Source organism: Streptomyces sp. NPDC058284 (assembly GCF_042881135.1).
Lineage (GTDB): Bacteria > Actinomycetota > Actinomycetes > Streptomycetales > Streptomycetaceae > Streptomyces.
Map to the genome: position 1 here is coordinate 386,141 of NZ_JBHVYE010000002.1, position 17,810 is coordinate 403,950.

Consider the following 17,810-nt stretch of genomic DNA (forward strand, 5'->3'; position numbering starts at 1 on the left):
CGTCCGAAGCTAACGACGCGGTGGCGTGGGCACGCATGAGTCAATGACACGAAAGCCGCCGAGGGGGGTACGTACGTTCACATGACGCGCATGACGCCGGAGCGCCCCGGACCCGCGGTCCCGCCGCCCACCGCCACCTACCGGCTGCAGCTGCAGCCGGACTTCCCCTTCGCCGCCGCCGAGGAGGCCGTCCCCCATCTGGCCTCACTGGGCGTCTCTCACCTGCATCTGTCGCCGGTGCTCGAGGCGGTCCCCGGGTCGACCCACGGCTACGACGTCGTGGACCACGCGCGCGTGCGCGATGAACTGGGCGGCGAGGAGGGGTTGCGGGCCTTGTCGCGCGCCGCCCGCGCGGCCGGGCTCGGTCTGGTCGTGGACATCGTGCCGAACCACATGGCGGCGGCGCCGCGCCACAACCACGCGCTGTGGGAGGTGCTGCGCGAGGGCCCCGGGTCGCCGTACGCGGGCTGGTTCGACATCGACTGGGAGGCGGGCGGCGGGCGTGTCCTGCTGCCCTTCCTCGGGGGCAGGCTCGGCGACGAGCTCGGGCAGCTCCGGGTCGACGGCGATGTCCTTCGCTACCACGAACACGCGTTCCCCCTCCGGGAGGGCACCGCGCGGCTGCCGCTTCCCGAGCTCCTGGACGCGCAGTGGTACCGCCTGGCCTGGTGGCGCCTTGCCCGCACGGAGCTCAACTACCGGCGCTTCTTCACCATCTCCGATCTCATCGGCGTGCGCGTCGAGGACCCGGACGTCTTCGACGCGACCCACCGGAAGATTCTGCAGCTGCTCCGCGAGGGCGTCGTCGAGGGCCTGCGGATCGACCACCCCGACGGCCTCGCGGACCCGGGCGCGTACCTCCAGAAGCTGCACGAGGCGACCGGCGGCCGCTGGACGGTGGTGGAGAAGATCCTCGCCGACGGCGAACACCTCCCCGCCGCCTGGCCCGTGGCCGGCACCACCGGCTACGACGCGCTGCGCCACATCGACGGCGTCTTCACCGACCCGGCGGGCGCCGGTGAGCTGCTCGGCCAGTACCGGCGCTTCGCGGCGCCGCCCGCGGACCGGGGCGGTGACTGGGACGCCACGGTACGCCGCGCCGCGTACAAGGTCGTCACGCACGAACTGGCCGCCGAGGTCGACCGCCTCACCCGGGTGGCGGCCGGGATCTGCGCGGCGGAGCCCTCCTTGCGCGATCACGCACCGTGGGCGCTGCGCACCGCGCTCAGGGAGCTGCTCGTGCGGCTCCCCGTCTACCGGCCCTACGTCCGCGGGGGCGACGCCCCGGAGACGGTCCTCACCGAGGGCGCGGCCGACGAGGCCAGGGCCGCCTTCGGCGTGCCCGAGGAGGCCGCCGCGGTCGACGTCGTACGGGACCTGGCGCTGGGGCGGGCGCGCACGGAGCGGGACCCGAAGGTGCGGGCGGCGGTGGCGGAGTTCCGCGCGCGGTTCGCGCAGACGTCGTCCGCACTGCGCGCCAAGGCCGTCGAGGACACCGCGTTCTACCGGCACGCGCCGCTCCTTTCGGCGGCGGAGGTGGGCGGCGCGCCCGAGCGTCCCGCGGTGCCCGTGGAGGAGTTCCACGCGTACTGCGCGCGCGTGCAGCGCGACTGGCCCTACTCGGGCACGGTCCTGACGACCCATGACACCAAGCGCAGCGCCGATGTGCGGGCGGGCATCTCCGTCCTGTCCCAGTGCCCCGAGCGGTGGGCGGACCTCGTCACCGAGCTGACCGAGCAGACCGCGCGCGTGGGCGGCGCCTGCGCGCCCGATCCGCAGCTGGCCTGGGCCGCCTGGCAGACGGCGGTCGGCTTCGGCATCCCCTACGACACGCGGCTGCGGGACGCGCTCCTGAAGCACGTGCGCGAGGCGGGCCTGCACACCAGCTGGACCGAGCCCGACGAGGCGTACGAGAAGGCGGTGGCGGCGTTCGTGGAGGCGGGCCCCTGCGGGCCGCCGCTGCACACGGTGGCGTCCTTCGCACAGGAGCTGGCCGGCCATGTACGGGCGACCGTCCTCGGGGCGGCGCTCCTGCACCTGACGATGCCCGGAGTGCCCGACGTCTACCAGGGCACGGAGAGCGAGTACCGCGCCCTGGTCGACCCGGACAACCGGCGGCCCGCGCACTTCCAGCCGCACGTCCTTGAGCGGCTCGACGCCGAGCCGGAGCGCGTGGACCTCGCGGAGGAGAAGCTCGCGCTCACCGCGGCCGCGCTGCGGCTGCGGCGCGGGCGGCCGGAGCTGTTCGGGGGCGCGGCGACGTACGAGCCGCTGGCCGCCGAGGGGCCGGGCGCGGCGCACTGCGTGTCGTTCGCCCGTTCCGGCGAGGTCGTGGCGGCGGTGACGCGCCTCTCCCTGCGCCTGGCCGACGCGGGCGGCTGGCGGGATACACGTCTGGCGCTCCCGGCGGGCCGGTGGACGGATCTGCTCGCCCCGGGGCGGGAGTTCGAGGGGCACGCGCGCGTGGCGGAGCTTTTCGCGGCGTCGCCGGTGGCGCTCCTTGAGCGGGTCGCCGAGGGCGGACGGGGCGAGTCTGGGAGGCGTGGGGAATCGGCCTGACCGCCTGACCGGCCCGGGATTCAGCGCAGGGCGCGCGGACCGTTCTCGGCGGGGCGGGGCGAGACGGGGCCGGGGCGGGGCGAAGCGGGACGAGGCGGGGCGAGACCGGGCCGGGCGGGGCGGGGCGAGACGGGGCCGGGGCCGGGGCGGAGTGACGCCGGGCGAGGCCGGGGCCGGGCGAGGCGAGACCGGCCGGGGCCGGGGCGGCATTTGAGGACGGGGCGGGGTGAGGACGGGGCGGGCGAGGCGGGGTGAGGCCGGGTGAGGCGAGGTCGGGGCCGGGGCGGGGTGACGCCGGGCGAGGCCGGGGCCGGGCAAGGCGAGACCGGGCGAGGCCGGGGGCGGGATTTGAGGACGGGGCGGGGTGAGGACGGGCCGGGCGAGGCGGGGCGACGCCGGGCGAGGCGAGGCGGGGTGAGGCCGGGTGAGGCGGGGCCGAGCAGGGCGGGGCGTGTGCGGCGTCCCGGGAGCCGTGGCCGGGCCGGGTCCGCCGCCTGTGCGGGCCGTGCGCCCAGGGCGGGCGCAGGCGCCGCGGTGGGCTCCGGAAGGGGCACGGACGGCGGCTCGGCGGCCGACTTCCGGGGGGGTTCCGGGGGCGGGTGAGGCGCTGGTGCGGCGCCCCGCGGGCTCCGACCTGGGCGTCGGCGCGGCGAATGGTCGCGCGGGGCGGTCCGGGACCGCTGCCGGACGGCGCCCGGCGCGAGCCTCACAGGCGGTACGGGTGGGGCCGCGCGGGGCGCCGCCCCCCCGTGCGTGTTCTTGACACGTCCCAAGGGGCGTGGCGTACTGCGATTGCCTCAGTGGTGGACCGGACGGGGGGCCAACTGGCGGTGCAGCACTATCCCAGCGTTCCTGAAATCATCCTGGCCGCACGCCGGTTGACAGCCCATCGTCCCGAACTGAGCGCCCTGCGCGAAGTGGGTGCCTCGCGCGCGGGGCGGCCGTTGCACCTGCTGTCGGTGGGGCGCTGCGCCCGAGCGGTCCTCGTCGTCGCGGGGGCGCACGCCAACGAACCGGCGGGCGGCTCGACGCTCCTGCACCTCGCCGAGCTGACCCTGCGCGATCCGCGGCTGCGCGCCGACACGTCCTGGCACTTCCTGCTCTGCGCGGACCCGGACGGCGCGAGCCTGCACCGCACGCCCGCCCCGCGCTCGCTCCTGGACTACCACCGGCACTTCTTCCGCCCCGCGGGCCCCGAGCAGCCCGAGTGGTCGCCCTCCGTGCTGCCGCCCGACCGGCTGCCGCCCGAGACCCGCGCGCTGACCGCCGTCATCGACGAACTGCGGCCCTACTTGCAGGTCTCGTTGCACGGCACCGATCTGGGCGGCAGCTGGGTGCAGCTGACGAAGGACATCCCCGGCCTCGCCGAGCCGTTCGCCAAGTCGGCGGCGGAACTGCGCATACCGGTGGAGACCGGGGCGTCCGACGCGGCGGGCTGGCGCGTCTCCGGGCCGGGCGTCCACGTACTGCCCGACATCGGCGCGGCGGCCGCGTACCCGAGCCTGCCCGAGGACGCCCGCCTCACCACCTGGCACCGCACCCACCGGTACGGCGGGCGTACCGCGATCGTCGAGGTGCCGATGTGGGCGAGCGATCTGGTGGACGACCCGGCGGCGCACCCGGCGCCGGTGCGGGCGATGCGGGCGCTCGCGCGGCGGCTGCGGCGGGACGCGCGGCTCGTCGAGGAGGTCCTCGGCGAGGCCCTGCCGCGGCTGCCGGGCGCCGACGGGCCGCTGCTGCGGGCGGCGCGCTGGGCGCTCGCCCTGGTGCCGGGCCTCGCCGACGACTGGTGGCGGCTGCCGCCCGCGGGCACGTCCATGGCGTACATCGGGAGCGTCGACGCCTTCGGCAGGCGCCTGCCGCTGCGGGCGGCCGCGATGCTGCTGCGGGTCCTCGACGAGGCGGGCGACCGGGCGGCGCCGCGCCTGGAACGCCTGGTGACGCAGTGGAGCGAGGCGTTCGCCGAGCGGTTCAGGGCCCGGTGGGTACCCCTGGAGCACCAGGTGGAGCACCAGTCACGTACGACGGTCGCCGCCGCCCGGTACGCGCGCGTGGAGGCCGACCACGACCGCGGGTGACCGTGGCGGCGCGCGTCAGCCCGTGGCGAGGCGGAAGGTCATCCGGCCGAAGCTGACCAGGTCGCCGTCCTGGACGAGGGCGGCGCCGGTCACCCTGCGGCCGTTGACGGACGTGCCGTTGGTCGAGCCGAGGTCGCGCAGCACCCACATGCCGCCCTGGCGGCGCAGTTCGGCGTGGACCCGGGAGACCGTGTCGTGGCTGAGCCGCAGGCCGTTGGCGGGGTCGCGGCCGATGCGCAGCGGGTAGGGGCTGTCGGGCGACGGCAGCAGCAGCTTCGGCAGCCGCTCGGCCTGCCAGGCCCTGCGCAGCTTCATCGTGAACCCGGAGACCGCGCCGACGCCGCCGAGCACCAGGCGCGTCCAGCGCCCTTCGGTCCGCAGGTCGGCGGTGAGCGCGGCCAGCTCGTCGGGCCTGCGGGCGGCCAGTACGAGCTCCATGCGGCGCAGGAACGTGTCGTGCGAGAGCCTGCCGACGGCCGCGCCCTCCTTGAGTGCGTCCAGCGCCCGGTCGCGCTCGGCGTCCGTCACCCGCGCGGGGTACGTGGAGAACTCAAAGGAGGAGGTCACCCGGAGATTGTCGGCCAATTGCGCCCCGGGTGTCCAGAAGGGCAGGAACGCGGCACGATCGATCACTTCTCCCTCCGCACGGCCGGTTTCTGACGCACCATGGGACGCACGGTGTGACGGACAGCGGACGAAGGGGAACCGTCGGTGAAGTTCGAAGTGTGGGCGCCGGAGGCCGAGCGGGTCGTACTGGAGTGTGCGGGGGCCTCGCGCGCGCTGGAGCGGGACGCGGACCGCGCGGGGTGGTGGTCGGGCGAGGCGCCGGCCGAGGACGGCACGCGTTACGGCTTCGCGGTGGACGGGGGCCCGGTCCTGCCCGACCCGCGCTCGCGGCGCCAGCCGGACGGGCCCGACGGGCTCAGTGCGGTCGTCGACCACGGCCGGTACGCGTGGCGCACGCCGTGGGCGGGACGCGACGTGCGGGACGCCGTCCTGTACGAGCTGCACGTGGGGACGTACACGCGCGAGGGCACCCTTGACGCGGCGGCGGACCGGCTCGGGCACCTCGCGGAGCTCGGTGTCACGCATGTGGAGCTGATGCCGCTGTGCCCGTTCCCGGGGAAGTACGGCTGGGGCTACGAGGGGGTCTCGCTCTGGGCGGTGCACGAGCCGTACGGCGGACCCGAGGCGCTGAAACGATTCGTCGACGCGGCGCACGCGCACGGGCTCGGCGTCGTCCTCGACGTCGTCCACAACCACCTCGGCCCGTCCGGCAACCACCTGCCCGCCTTCGGCCCCTACTTCACCGAGACGCACCAGACGCCCTGGGGCGCCGCGGTCAACCTGGACGCGCCCGGCTCCGACGAGGTGCGCGCGTACCTCGTCGGCAGCGCCCTCGCCTGGCTCGACGACTACCGCATCGACGGTCTGCGGCTCGACGCGGTGCACGCGCTGCGGGACACGCGCGCGCTGCACTTCCTGGAGGAACTCTCCACTGCCGTCGACTCCCTGGCCGGCGAGCTCGGCAGGCCGCTGGCGCTGATCGCCGAGTCCGACCTCAACGACCCGCGGACCATCACCCCGCGCGCGAGCGGTGGCCTCGGCCTGCACGCGCAGTGGAACGACGACTTCCACCACGCGCTGCACACCGCGCTCACCGGTGAGGCGCAGGGGTACTACGAGGACTTCGCGAGGGCCCCGCTCGCCGCCCTCGCCAAGACGATGACCCGCGGGTTCCTCCACGACGGGACGTACTCGACGTTCCGCGGCCGCGCCCACGGCCGCCCCGTGGACCGGGCACGGACGCCCGCGTACCGCTTCCTCGGCTACACGCAGACCCACGACCAGGTCGGCAACCGCGCGCAGGGCGACCGGCTCTCCGCCTCGCTCTCCCCGGGACTGCTCGCCTGCGCGGCCACTCTCATGCTCACCGGCCCCTTCACGCCGATGCTGTTCATGGGTGAGGAGTGGGCCGCCTCGACGCCCTGGCAGTTCTTCACCGACCACACCGACCCCGAGCTCGCGGATGCCGTGCGCCGGGGCAGGCGGCGGGAGTTCGCGGCACACGGCTGGGCCGAGGAGGACATCCCCGACCCGCAGGACCACGGCACGCGGGAGCGTTCCTGCCTCGACTGGTCCGAACCCGCGGAGGGCCACCACGCGCGCGTGCTCGCCTGGTACCGCGAGCTGATCACCCTGCGGCGCACCCGCGGCGACCTGACCGACCCCGACCTGGCGGCGGTGCGGGTCGCCTACGACGAGGAGGCCCGCTGGTTCGCGTACCGGCGCGGAGACCTGCGGATCGCGGTGAACCTCGGCAAGGAGCCCGCCGTCGTACCGCTGGACGGGCGCCACGCGCGCGTGCTCGCCGCCTGGGAGCCGATTGCCGCACCCGGCGTGGACGGCGTGGTGCGGCTGCCCGCCGAATCGTGCGTGATCCTGGCCACCGCATAGGGCACGCACGTCCCACACCCGTTACTGGGGCAATACCGAGGGCGGAGGGTATCCAAGCGCGCCGTGGAGCTCTGCGCCGTGGAGCTTCGCGCCGTACACCGTTCTGCCGCGAAACGACTCCCGCTCAGTAGGTAGACCTGGTGGGACCGACGTCATGCCGGTTGAGGCATCGGCGGTGATCGCCGCGGCGACTGCCTCGCTGCGCAGTCGACGTTCGGTACGTGTTCTCGGTCGGCGAGCTGTCGGCGTACACGGCTCAACCCTCAGTCCGCCATGGACATCTCGGAGGCGATTTGCCTTGGCGTGGCCCCGGCGCGAAGTGCTTCTGCCCGGGCCAGAGCGGCCACCGTCGAAAGCCGCAGAGGTAAGGACGAGCGCTCAAGGCGGTCCCGGATGGATTCCTGGGTCAGCAGTGTCGGGCGCCCGTCCTGGACATCGTCATCTGGCCCCGCCCCGTCGCCGCCTAGTCGACGATCGCCATCTCGCGGGCGGTGGTGTTCAGCCGTCGGCCGCCCTCCTCGGTGACCGTGACGATGTCCTCGATGCGCACTCCGAAGCGGCCGGGCAGATAGATGCCCGGCTCCACGGAGAAGCACATGCCCGGCACGAGCGGCTGCTCCTCGCCCTCGATCATGTAGGGCGGTTCATGGGTGGTGACGCCGATGCCGTGCCCGGTGCGGTGGATGAAGCGCTCGCCGTAGCCGAACTCGGTGATCACGGCGCGGGCCGCACGGTCGATGTCCTGGCAGGCGGCGCCGGGCCGTACCGCCGCGCAGCCCGCCGCCTGCGCCTCGCGCACCACGTCGTGGACACGCTGCTCCTCGGCGGTCGGCTCGCCGACGTGGACGGTGCGGGAGGTGTCCGAGCCGTAGCCGTGCAGCAGGCCGCCGAAGTCGAGGACGACCATGTCGCCGTGGTCGATGACGCGGTCGCCCGCCTCATGGTGCGGGTTGGCGCCGTTGGGGCCCGAACCGACGACGGTGAAGTCGACCTGGGAGTGCCCGAACTGCCGCAGCAGATCCGCGAGATCGGCGGCGACGTCCGTTTCCCTGCGGCCCGCGAACCGGACCTTCTTGATCTCCTCGTACGTCGCGTCGGCCGCCGCGCCCGCCGCCGCGAGGCGCTCCAGCTCGGCCGCGTCCTTGACGGCACGGAGCATCGGAAGCCCCTCGGTGAGGGACACGTACGAGGTGTCGGGCAACGCGTTCTGGAAGCCGAGCAGATGCATCGCCCAGCCGTTGTCGCTCACTCCGAAGCGGCCGGACACGTCCAGGAGCGGGGCGGTGACGGCGTACGGGTCCTTGCCGTCGGTCCAGTCCCGCAGGGTCAGCGCGGGCGCACCGGCGGCGCGCGCGGCGTCCGGCGCCTCCAGGGTGGGCACGACGAGTACGGGGTCCTGTCCCGCCGCGAGCACCAGGACGGTCAGGCGCTCGGTCGTCGCGGTCGGCTGGTAGCCGGTGAGCCACACGAGGTCGGGGCCCGGAGCCACGAGGAGGCCGGCGAGGCCCGCCTCGGCGGCCGTGGCGGCGGCACGCTCCATACGGGCCTTGTAGTCGTCGGCGGTGAAGGGGGCGGGCGCGGGCGCGGGCGCGGTGCTCATGAAGACCTCCTGTTGGGTACGCCTGCATCTTGCCTCCCGCCATGGACGTTCGCGAGCGTGTTGCCGGGGTGCTGGTGGACGGGCGTGGGAGGGCTGAGAGACAGGCGTGGGTGGTCGTTCAGGTCACGACTCCCGGCCTGACCGGCAGGAGCTGGCGTCCGCCGCCCTCATGGCGCACCGTCAGGGCCACCGCCCTGCCGGGTCGCGCCGCGCCGATCACGGAGGCGAGCCGGGCCGCCGACCCGATGCGCGTCCCGCCGAAGGCGAGCAGGGTGTCGCCGCGCACCAGCCCCGCGGTGTGGCCGGGCCCGGGAACGTGCACGCCGACCAGGAGCGCCCCCTCTCCTCCGGGGGCGTCGACGGCCTCGATGCCGAGGGTGGCGGTGGTAGCGGTGGGGGCGGTCGTGGCCGTCCTGGTGCGTGGCGCGGGTGGGTGCGGGCCCGGTTCGGCGGATGTGGGTGGCTTCGCGGTCGGGGCGGGAGCGCCGGGCTTCTGGGGTGAGGCGCCGGGCTGCGGGACGGGTGCGCCGGGCCGCGGAGCGGGGGCAGCCAGGTCTCGGACGGCGGCACCCGAGTCTTGCGCGGAGGCACCCGCGCCCCGCGCCGCCTTCTGCGTCTCGGCGAGCTTGCTCATGCCGATGACCGTGGCGCTCACCGTGCCGAGTCCGACGCCGCAGAGCACCAGGACCACCGCGCACAGCAGCCCGAACAGCAGGGTCGTCAGACGTCGCCCGCGGCGCCGGGCGGCATGCGGCCGACGGCCCTTCTCGGGCTGCTTTCCCGTCCCGGGCCGCCATTTCACAGAACGCCTTCCGGGGTCCGGGACCGGGTTCTGGCCGGGGTCCGGGACCAGGTTCCGGCCGGGGTTCTGGCCGGGGTCCGGGACCAGGTTCCGGCCGGGGTTCTGGCCGGGGTCCGGGACCAGGTTCCGGCCGGGGTCCGGGACCAGGTTCCGGCCGGGTTTCTGGCCGGGCTGCCTGCCCGGCATCGGCTTGGGACGCAACGCGGTCTGATCCATGGCTCGCCTCCGGCCACAGCTCTACCCGCAGTCACCCGGCGGCGACGCCTCACGAACGGGTGACGTCCAGCTGTGCGGCCAGGGCCACCGAGTACCCGCGCAGCACGCCCGCGTGGAGCAGCTCCGTGCGGTGGACGCACGCGGGCGTCCCTGCTAGGCCGCGTGATCTCCGTGACCGCCATGGCCCGCGCCGTGGTCGAACTTCATGGCCTCCTCCGGCATCACCACGAAGGGCCGCATCATCCCCATGTCCTCGTGCTCCAGGAAGTGGCAGTGGTACATGAAGCGGCCGTACGCCCCCTCGAACTTGCCCATGACGCGCAGCATCTGGCCGCCCGGAACGCGGAAGACGTCCTTCCAGCCGCGCTCGTTCGGTGCCAGCGGGATCGGCCGCCGCGGGTCGACGGCGACCGGGGCACGGGTGCCGCCGATCGTGACGTCGAAGCCCGATACGTCGTACGTGTCCCGGCCGAGGAGCTGGAAGTCCGCCAGGTGTACGTGCATGGGGTGGGTCACGGGCGGGTTCACGGCGAGGTTCAGGAAGGTCCACTGTTCGTGGCTGCCCTCGGCGATGGTGATGCCGAGGCCGTCGTTGAACGTGCGGGCGATCCGGCGGTACGTCGTGACCTTGCCGCCCGCATCCCGCAGTTGGATGATCCCCTCGGTCGGGACCTGGATGTCGCCCGGCTTGTCGACCGCGGCCATCTCCCAGATCTCCGGGTGTCCGCCGCCGCCCTTGGTGGCGGGCGGGGTCAGCACGATCAGCCGGTGCCCGTGCTGAATGTCGTGCGTGATCGGCCGGAACGAGCCCGAGAGGATCTCCGGCAGTTCGAACGAGTCCGGTTCGCCGCCCTCCCCCACCCGGAACTCCATGACCTGCGGATAGCGCACGTCGTTCGCCACGTCGGGCACTCCGGGTGCCTGGGCGCGCCCCTTGTTGACCAGCCGCAGTCGCTGCCCGGCCAGCTCCCGGAAGTCGATGAGGAGGTCCATGCGCTCGGCCGGCGCGACGGTGAGCGTCGGCAGTGCGCCTTCGAAGTCGACCGGCACGGGGCGCGGCAGGAGTCCGCCGTCGCTGCCTATCTGGTGGAGGACGCCCCGCACGGGGTTGTCGTCCTCGTCGATCAGGACCAGGTCGTAGATGCGCGCGTTCGACGCGTTGACCAGACGGAAGCGGTACCAGGCCGGGTCCACGTCGGCGTACGGCCAGATGCGGCCGTTGACCGTGGTGTACGGGCCGGTGAAGGGCAGCGTGACGGGCTTGCCGGTCTCCGGGTTCTTCGGGTCGATGATGGTGGTCTTGTGCAGGAGGCGGCCGTTCAGCCGGCCGTCGCCCTCGTCCGTGTCGAGGTTCCGGTCGGCGATGAGCAGCGGGATCTCCCGCTCTCCGCAGGGGAGTTGGAGGGCGTCCTCCTCGTCGTCCCGGACGAGGTAGGTGCCGTACAGGCCCGCCATCACGTTCCACCGGGTGATGTTCATGGCGTGGTCGTGGTACCACCACTGGACCGCCCGGTGGTCGTTCGGATACTCGGAGAGCTGGGCGTCGCCGTACCCCACGGCGTTGTCCGCCCAGCCGTCGTTGCCGCCGCCGGTCCTGGCGCCGTGCAGATGAGTCACCGCCCAGGCGGGGAGGGCCGCCACGTCCTTGTTCGGCTCGACGCCCGCGCGGCCGGGCACGGTGCTGGGCGGCGGGTCCTTCTGCGGGTCGCCCGGCGAGGCCTCGACGGCCGTGACGGGGAACTCGCCGTGCGGAATGCGGTTGGTCCAGGCGACACGGATCCGCTGCCCGCGCCGCACCTCGATGGTGGGGCCCGGCACCGAGCCGTCATACCCCCACATCAGAGTGGGCGGCAGCTGCGGGTGCAGGCGCACCCAGGTCGGCCGCAGCGCGATCTCCGTCTCCTCGCGTACGTCCGAGGAGTCGGGCCGCAGCACCGGCGGGGCGGTCAACGGGGCGACGAAAGGCGCCAGTTCGTCCGCCCCTGACGCCCTCTCCCCCGCTCCGTCACCCGTCACTTCTTCCGCGATGCGCTCAATGATGTCGGTCACGATCGAACACCCCCGTGTTCATCCCCCGTGGCGCGGCCGGTCAGCAGCCGCCTTCACCAAAGAAGACTTCTGGCGCCCCGGCGAAGTTCCGCGAACCCTTCATTCCGGATGAAACCACTCGAAGGGTGCCCTCCGGTCGGTTCCCTCCAGAGCTTTCGCCTGGGATCTCATCAGGGTCCCCGTAAGGGCTCCTGCCAGCCGCTTCGCGGGTCAGCGCAGACCGGTGATCGCCGGCACCCTCGGCGCCAGGTCGGGCACGAAGCCGTGCGCGCGCCGGGCGAGGTCGTCCGCGCCGTAACGCCGGCATTCGCGGTGCCAGTTCACGATGCCCGCCATCCAGTTCCGCAGATCCTCGACGTAACCGTCCATGGTCGTCCGCGCCTCTGCCGACAGGCCGAAGTCCTCGTACAGCACGGGGAATTCGCGCTCCGCGACGAACTCGAACTGCCGCATGCGCTGCGTCGTCAGGTCGTGGACGACGCGCAGTGCCGCCGGATAGTCGCAGCCGAAGAAGTTCTGCACGACCAGGATGCCGTTGTGGATCTCGCCCTCGTACTCGATCTCCTTCTGGTATGAGAAGATGTCGTTCACGAGCATGCTGTAATCCATCGCGGCGTTCTCCAGGGACCGCACCGGGCCGCTCCGGTAGATCTCCGGCGGTACGGAAGGGCCGTGGCCCATCCTGCACAGGCTCATGGTGAGATCGGAGCCGAAGGTGGCGCGGCGCATCTCCAGGTAGTCGACCGGGTCGGGAATGCGGTTGTTCAGCTGGTTGAAGACCTCCCACACCCAGCTCTCCGTCATGACCGTCACGGCCTGCCGCAGCGACTGCCGCTGCTCGGCGGTCATGTCGCGGGTCGTGCGCACCCAGAGGTCGACGAGGCCGCGCTCCATGGCGTTCACGGGCGCCTGGACGGGCTCGCCCTCCAGGGTGAGGCACGCGACGAGGCGCTCCGTGGAGAGTTTCGCGGCGGCGAGATCGCGGCGGTGGCCGAAGACCAGCGGGTAGTAGTCGTCGCCGTAGGTGCCCCAGGCCAGCCACTGCGAGCTGAGGTCGAGGGCCTCCTGGGTGCCGTCGGGGTCGATTCCCGCGGAGCACAGCGGCAGGTCGTAGGCGTCGAGCTTGTCCTCGTCCCAGACGCCTTCCGCGAGGATTCCCATCGCGTGCGACCAGCCCGTGAGCTGCCGCCGCGCGGCGTCGAGGCCCGGATTGAGCCGCAGCCGGAACGGCATGTGGAGGTCGGGGATCCGGGAAGGGCCCACCTTCTGGAACGGCACGTGCGTGAAGGCGCGCAGCCGCTCCGCCCCGGCCGCCGACAACAGGGCGCCCACATCGGTACCGCGGGTACCGATGCCGGTGGGGCCCGCGAGCGGCGAGGCGTCGAGCGCGCCCTCGTTCATGTACCGGCTGGAGCGCAGGTGCCATTCGTGGCCGCCGGACTGCCAGTCCACAAGACCTTGCGTGTACGCCGCGACCGCCGCGGCCTCGGGTGCGGTGAGGCCCTTCTCCAGGGCGAGGGCGGGTACTTCGGTGAGCGCCGTGTGCTCGAACTGGTGCAGCCGTGAGGTCAGGATGTCGTTGACGGTGTCGGCGGCCTCCTGGGTCGTACAGCCGAAGAAGGTCTCAAGGACGAGCACGCCGTTGCTCAGCTCGCCCTCGTCCTGGACCTCGCGCTGGTACGAGAAGAGGTCGTTCCGCAGGTGGACGCCGTCGGCGAACGTCTCCATGAGGACGCGCAGCGGCCTGGAACCGGCGACGGCGGCGGGCACCTCGGCGGTCGCGTACTCGATGAGACCCGCCGACCAGGGGGCGCCGCCCACCTTGCGGCGCATCTCGATGTACTCCACGGGGTTGGCGATCCGCCCCTTGTCGATGTTGGAGAGCTCCCACATCGACTCGTTCAGCAGGTGCTCCGTCGACTCCGCGAAACGGCGGCGCCAGTCCTTGGACATCGCGGGCACCGTGCGCGCCCACAGGTCGGCGAGGCCCGCCTCGACGGGGTTCCGTGCCTCGGGCACGGGGGTCGAGAGGTCCATCGGCATGAAAAGGGGCAGGCGGTCCAGGTGGGCCTTGCCCGCCGACCGGTCGGGCGTGCGTTTGTACATGTCCAGGAAGTGGTCGTCGAAGAAGAACACCCACACGTACCAGTCGGTGATCAACGACAGCGCGGGGCCGTCGCAGTCGGGGTGGGTGTACGCGCACAACAGGCCGTAGTCGTGCGCGTCGAGGTCGCTCTGCTCCCAGATGCCGGAGCCCTCCAGCATGCCCATGCCACGGGCCCACTGTGCGGAGTGGGCCCGCGCCTCCTCCAGGTGGGGGTTCAGGCGCGCGACGTACGGCATGTAGAAGTGCGGCAGTTCGAACGGCTGCGTCATGGCCCGGCCCTACCCGGGGCGTTCAACCACCATCCGCGCAGGGGCACATGATCGCACCATCGCGTGAATCGGGGGCGCGCCGCGAATGGTGGGGGCGTGCGGGGGCAGGGGAGCGGCGCGGGCCCGCCCAGTCTGCGCTGAATCACCGGTTTCCCCGCGTACGCATGACTCGCGCCTCTAGGCTGCCGTGCACGCCGCCGGAAGGAAGCACCTCCATGACCGATGCGCCGCTGCGAGCGGAGCTGCTCCTGGACCAAGAGGTCCCCGAGCACCTGCGCCGGGAGCTGGTCGCCGCGTTCGACGGACTCGGCGCCCCGCCGGTACGGGTCCGCCGCGCCCTCGACCACCGAGGGGCTGCCGACATCCCCTGGATAGTCCTGGCGTCGCTGCCCCTGCAGGCGTTCCTCAGCGGCCTCGGGGCGGAGGCGGTCAAGGACGCGTACGCATCGTTCAGGGGTGTCGTACGCCGGACTGCGCGGCCCGCGACGCCCGCTGATCCCGGCGCCGGACGCTGCGGGGTGCGGCCGGTCGTGCTGCAGGACGCGGCGAGCGGGCTCGACGTCGTGCTGGAGCCCGACCTGCCCGCCGAGGCGTACGAACGGCTCGTCGCGCTGGACCTGACCGGGTTCGCGGTCGGGCCCGTGCACTACGACCGGGCTCAGGGACGCTGGCGTTCGGTCCCTGACGAGGTCGCCGGCTGACCGGCCGGCAGGAGGACGCGGCGGGCCGGCCGCCGCGGATCGGGGGCTGACTGTGACTGTGCGGACCGCGAGTACGGACCTGACCCGTGCCGAAGAGGCGTGCGTCGACGGGGAGGCGGCTCTGGCACGGGGCGACACCGCCGAGGCGGAGAGCCGCTTCGGTGCGGCGCTGGCGCTGGTGGCGTCGGGGGCGGTGGTGTCGGGGGTGGTGACGCCCGATGCCGGGGGCGGGCCCGCGGAGGGGGCGGCCACTGGACAGGAGGGCGCTCGCGGTGGCGCCGAGGATGGTGACCCTCCGGCGGGGGACGGTGGCGCGCGCCTCGCCGCGCGGGCCCGGACCGGTGTGGGGCGGGTGCGGCTCGCCCGTGGGGAGGGCGAGGACGCCGAGGCGGAATTCGAACGGGCGCGCGCGCTGCGGCCCGTGGCGGCGGGTCCGTTGCACTGGCTGGGCTGCGCGGCGGCGCACCGCGGGGACCTCGCGGCGGCCGAACGCCACCTCAGCGCGTCCCTCGCCTGCGCCGTCCCGCACCCCCGCAGCCTCGTCCAGCGCGCCTACGTCCGGGCCCGCGCGGGCGACCGGGACTCCGCGCTGAGCGATCTGCGCGCCGCGACCCGGGCCGGGCAGCTGGACGACGAGGCCCGCTGGGTGCTCGCGTCCCTGTCGGACCGCCCCGCGCGCGAGGTGGCCCTGCGGCTGCGCCGGGCGGCGCTCACCGCGCTGACGGATTCCGGTGGCTTGCTTGGAGGAAGGGGTGGGCGACAGGGTCCGGTGGGGCGGGAGCCGGGCCGCCCTGGATGGGAACCGGGCCGTTCTGGATGGGAGCGGGGCCGCCCTGGATGGGAGCCGGGCCGTTCTGGATGGGAGCGGGCCGGGGAGCTGATTGAAGCGGCGTGGCGTCTTGAAGTGGGTTCTGCGGGCGGTGACCTGCGGCGGGCCGGGGGCGGGGAGGTGTGCGGTGCCTCCCCGGGGACCGGGGGCGGGGAGTCGAGCGGCAGCCCTCGCGGCGCTGCGGGCGCGGAGTCGCGCGGCGCCTCCCCGGGAGCCGAGGCCGGCGAGTCGAGCGGCACACCCCGCAGCGCTGGGGGCGCGGAGTCGCACGGCGCCTCTCGTGAGATCGGGCCCGGAGGGGGCGTAGGCGCCGAGCGGGCGGTGGACACCGGCCGGGGGGACGGAGACGCGCCGCCCGCCGTCGACGCCGTGGAGCCGGTCGGCACCGCAGGTGCGGCGGAAGCCCGGCAACCAGGCGGCCCCGCGCGGCAGCCGGAAGCCCGGCCAGGGGCCGACGCGCCACGAGGGAGTGAACCCGCACAACCGGCCGACGCCCCACACCCGACCCCAGACCCACAACCGGCCAACGCCCCACACCCGACCCCAGACCCACAACCGGCCAACGCCCCACACCCGACCCCAGACCCACAACCACCCCAAGCCACTCCACAAGCCACCCCCCAGCCCACCACCACCCACCACACCCCCGCCCGGCCCTACGCCCCCCTGTACGCCGTAGCCCTGCTGCACAGTCGACGGCGTGCCGTTGCCGTCTCCCTGCTCGGGCGAGCCGTACAGCACGACCCCACCGATCACCGAACCACCCACGCTCTTGCCCTTGCCCTCCTCAACTCTCCCTCACAGGGCAGCAGTTCATCCTGGGAGTCATGTGTCGGCGCCTGGGCCTCGCTCCTGCACGACGACCGGTTCTGGGAGCACGTGCTCGGTGCCGCCGCCCGGCGGTACGGCGTCACCGTGGACGCCGGTCTCGTGCCCGTCCTGCGCGCCGGGCTGCACGAGGTGCTGGTGCGCCGCATGCCGGGTGACGACGACGCCGGGACGCGCGTCGCGCCGGGGCCGCTGCTCCAGCGCGAGGCCGACGCCGCGAAACTGCTCGCGGCCGTCGGCGGATTTCCGTCCGCCGGTCGCGGCGGTGTGCCGCTGGTGTGCGGGCCGCTGCGCATCGCGGAGTTGGGCAAGTCCGCGGAGTTCGGCGCCTTCGCGGCGGCACAGGACGCAGCGGACCCGGCGGACCCGGTGAACCCCACGAAACCTACGAACCCCACGAACCCCACGAACCCCCCGAACCCGGCGTACGCCACGGATACGGCGCACCCGCCCGCCACCGCGCCCTCTCCCGCCGCCCTCACCTACGCCTTCTCCGAACTCGGCTTCGCCCAGATCCTGTTGGGACTCGACAAGCCCGCCGACGCCCTCGCAGCCCTCGGCGAGCTCCGCTGCCCCGACTGCCGGGCGCGCGGCGGTCCCGGGGCGGCCGCCGTGTGCGAACCGGGTTGCGCGCGTTTCGACGAGTTGAACCCCGGCTACGCCGGACTCCCCCACAAACACCGCAGGCTCTCCCTCGACGCGCGCGGCCTCGCCTTGGAGGCGCGCCTCCGCATGGGCCGTGCCGCGCTGATCGCCGCCCGGCCGGACTTCGCGGCGGCCGCCACGTACTGGCGCCGCGCACTGGTGCACAGCAGGGAGATCGACCGGTACCGCGAGACCCAGTCCGCCATCGTCGGCATGGCACTCGGCGCGGCGCGCGCGGCGCACCGCGAAGGCCGGCTCAGCCACGCCGTGGCCGCCCTCGACGCGACCCGCTCCGTCATCGGCGCCAACGAACGGGCTCGCCTGGAAGGCCAGTTGGCCCGCGTCCTCGCCGACCGCGGGATCTCCGTGGCCAACGACGGAGAGGCGTCGTTCGACCAGCCCGCCGCGGACCTGCGCCGCTCCGTCGCCTTCAACCCGCACCTCCTGCGCGCACAGGTCAGCCTCGGCATCGTGCTCCGCTCCCTGGCCGCGACCCGCTGGACCTCCGGCAGCCTGTCGGGCGCGCGGACGACCCTGCGCGAGGCCATCGACCAACTGACCGCCGCCCTCGCCCACTTCCCCGACGACCCCGACCTCGAGGAGCAGCGGGAAGCCGCGGTCGCCGACCTCAACCACGTCATGTGGCAGCCCGACGAGAGCGAGCAGTGAG

General features: G+C 73.9%; 10 protein-coding genes. 5 read left to right on the forward strand and 5 right to left on the reverse strand.

What is annotated here, in order from left to right:
• Positions 1 to 90 precede the first annotated feature (90 nt).
• Together treY and ACFVYR_RS04995 are read left to right on the forward strand one after the other, a co-directional pair.
• A complete protein-coding gene (gene treY, locus ACFVYR_RS04990; protein ID WP_384248718.1) occupies positions 91 to 2,559 on the forward strand; it encodes a malto-oligosyltrehalose synthase in 2,469 nt (822 codons plus the stop codon).
• An 824-nt stretch (positions 2,560 to 3,383) separates the two neighbouring features.
• A complete protein-coding gene (locus ACFVYR_RS04995; protein ID WP_384248721.1) occupies positions 3,384 to 4,637 on the forward strand; it encodes a M14 family zinc carboxypeptidase in 1,254 nt (417 codons plus the stop codon).
• A gap of 15 nt (positions 4,638 to 4,652) precedes the next feature.
• On the opposite strand, the gene ACFVYR_RS05000 is transcribed toward ACFVYR_RS04995, so the two are convergent.
• Entirely contained in the window at positions 4,653 to 5,204 is a 552-nt protein-coding gene (locus tag ACFVYR_RS05000; RefSeq protein WP_384248537.1) for an FHA domain-containing protein, read from the reverse strand.
• A gap of 144 nt (positions 5,205 to 5,348) precedes the next feature.
• Here ACFVYR_RS05000 and treZ point away from each other — a divergent pair, with 144 nt between their 5' ends.
• Complete coding sequence (treZ, locus tag ACFVYR_RS05005) at positions 5,349 to 7,094, forward strand: malto-oligosyltrehalose trehalohydrolase (protein ID WP_384248539.1); 1,746 nt, start codon at positions 5,349 to 5,351, stop codon at positions 7,092 to 7,094.
• Between the two features lie 463 nt (positions 7,095 to 7,557).
• Here treZ and ACFVYR_RS05010 read toward each other — a convergent pair whose 3' ends face one another.
• The 4 genes from ACFVYR_RS05010 to cyc2 all read right to left on the reverse strand — a co-directional run bounded on the left by ACFVYR_RS05010 (position 7,558) and on the right by cyc2 (position 14,137).
• Positions 7,558 to 8,694, reverse strand: coding sequence for a M24 family metallopeptidase (locus ACFVYR_RS05010; RefSeq protein WP_384248540.1), 1,137 nt, complete (start codon positions 8,692 to 8,694; stop codon positions 7,558 to 7,560).
• Between the two features lie 118 nt (positions 8,695 to 8,812).
• Positions 8,813 to 9,712 carry a PDZ domain-containing protein gene (locus tag ACFVYR_RS05015; protein WP_384248542.1) on the reverse strand — a complete coding sequence of 300 codons (900 nt, stop codon included), beginning with the start codon at positions 9,710 to 9,712 and terminating at the stop codon, positions 8,813 to 8,815.
• Positions 9,713 to 9,865: 153 nt separating this feature from the next.
• On the reverse strand, positions 9,866 to 11,761 hold the full coding sequence (gene phsA, locus ACFVYR_RS05020) for an O-aminophenol oxidase PhsA (RefSeq protein ID WP_384248543.1): 1,896 nt from the start codon (positions 11,759 to 11,761) through the stop codon (positions 9,866 to 9,868).
• Positions 11,762 to 11,971: 210 nt separating this feature from the next.
• Positions 11,972 to 14,137 (reverse strand): germacradienol/geosmin synthase Cyc2, encoded by a 2,166-nt coding sequence (gene cyc2, locus ACFVYR_RS05025; protein ID WP_384248544.1) that lies wholly within the window; start codon positions 14,135 to 14,137, stop codon positions 11,972 to 11,974.
• Positions 14,138 to 14,352: 215 nt separating this feature from the next.
• Between cyc2 and ACFVYR_RS05030 the strand changes: the two genes are divergently transcribed.
• Both ACFVYR_RS05030 and ACFVYR_RS05035 read left to right on the forward strand, forming a co-directional pair.
• Positions 14,353 to 14,838, forward strand: coding sequence for a hypothetical protein (locus ACFVYR_RS05030; RefSeq protein ID WP_384248546.1), 486 nt, complete (start codon positions 14,353 to 14,355; stop codon positions 14,836 to 14,838).
• Between the two features lie 52 nt (positions 14,839 to 14,890).
• Positions 14,891 to 17,809, forward strand: coding sequence for a hypothetical protein (locus ACFVYR_RS05035; protein ID WP_384248547.1), 2,919 nt, complete (start codon positions 14,891 to 14,893; stop codon positions 17,807 to 17,809).
• Position 17,810 lies beyond the last annotated feature (1 nt).

Bases quoted from the DNA above. Each gene is read 5' to 3' on its own strand.
- ACFVYR_RS05030 (WP_384248546.1), top strand. From the start codon at position 14,353: ATGACCGATGCGCCGCTGCGAGCGGAGCTGCTCCTGGACCAAGAGGTC.
- treY (WP_384248718.1), top strand. From the start codon at position 91: ATGACGCCGGAGCGCCCCGGACCCGCGGTCCCGCCGCCCACCGCCACC.
- ACFVYR_RS05015 (WP_384248542.1), bottom strand. From the start codon at position 9,712: ATGGATCAGACCGCGTTGCGTCCCAAGCCGATGCCGGGCAGGCAGCCC.
- cyc2 (WP_384248544.1), bottom strand. From the start codon at position 14,137: ATGACGCAGCCGTTCGAACTGCCGCACTTCTACATGCCGTACGTCGCG.
- ACFVYR_RS05010 (WP_384248540.1), bottom strand. From the start codon at position 8,694: ATGAGCACCGCGCCCGCGCCCGCGCCCGCCCCCTTCACCGCCGACGAC.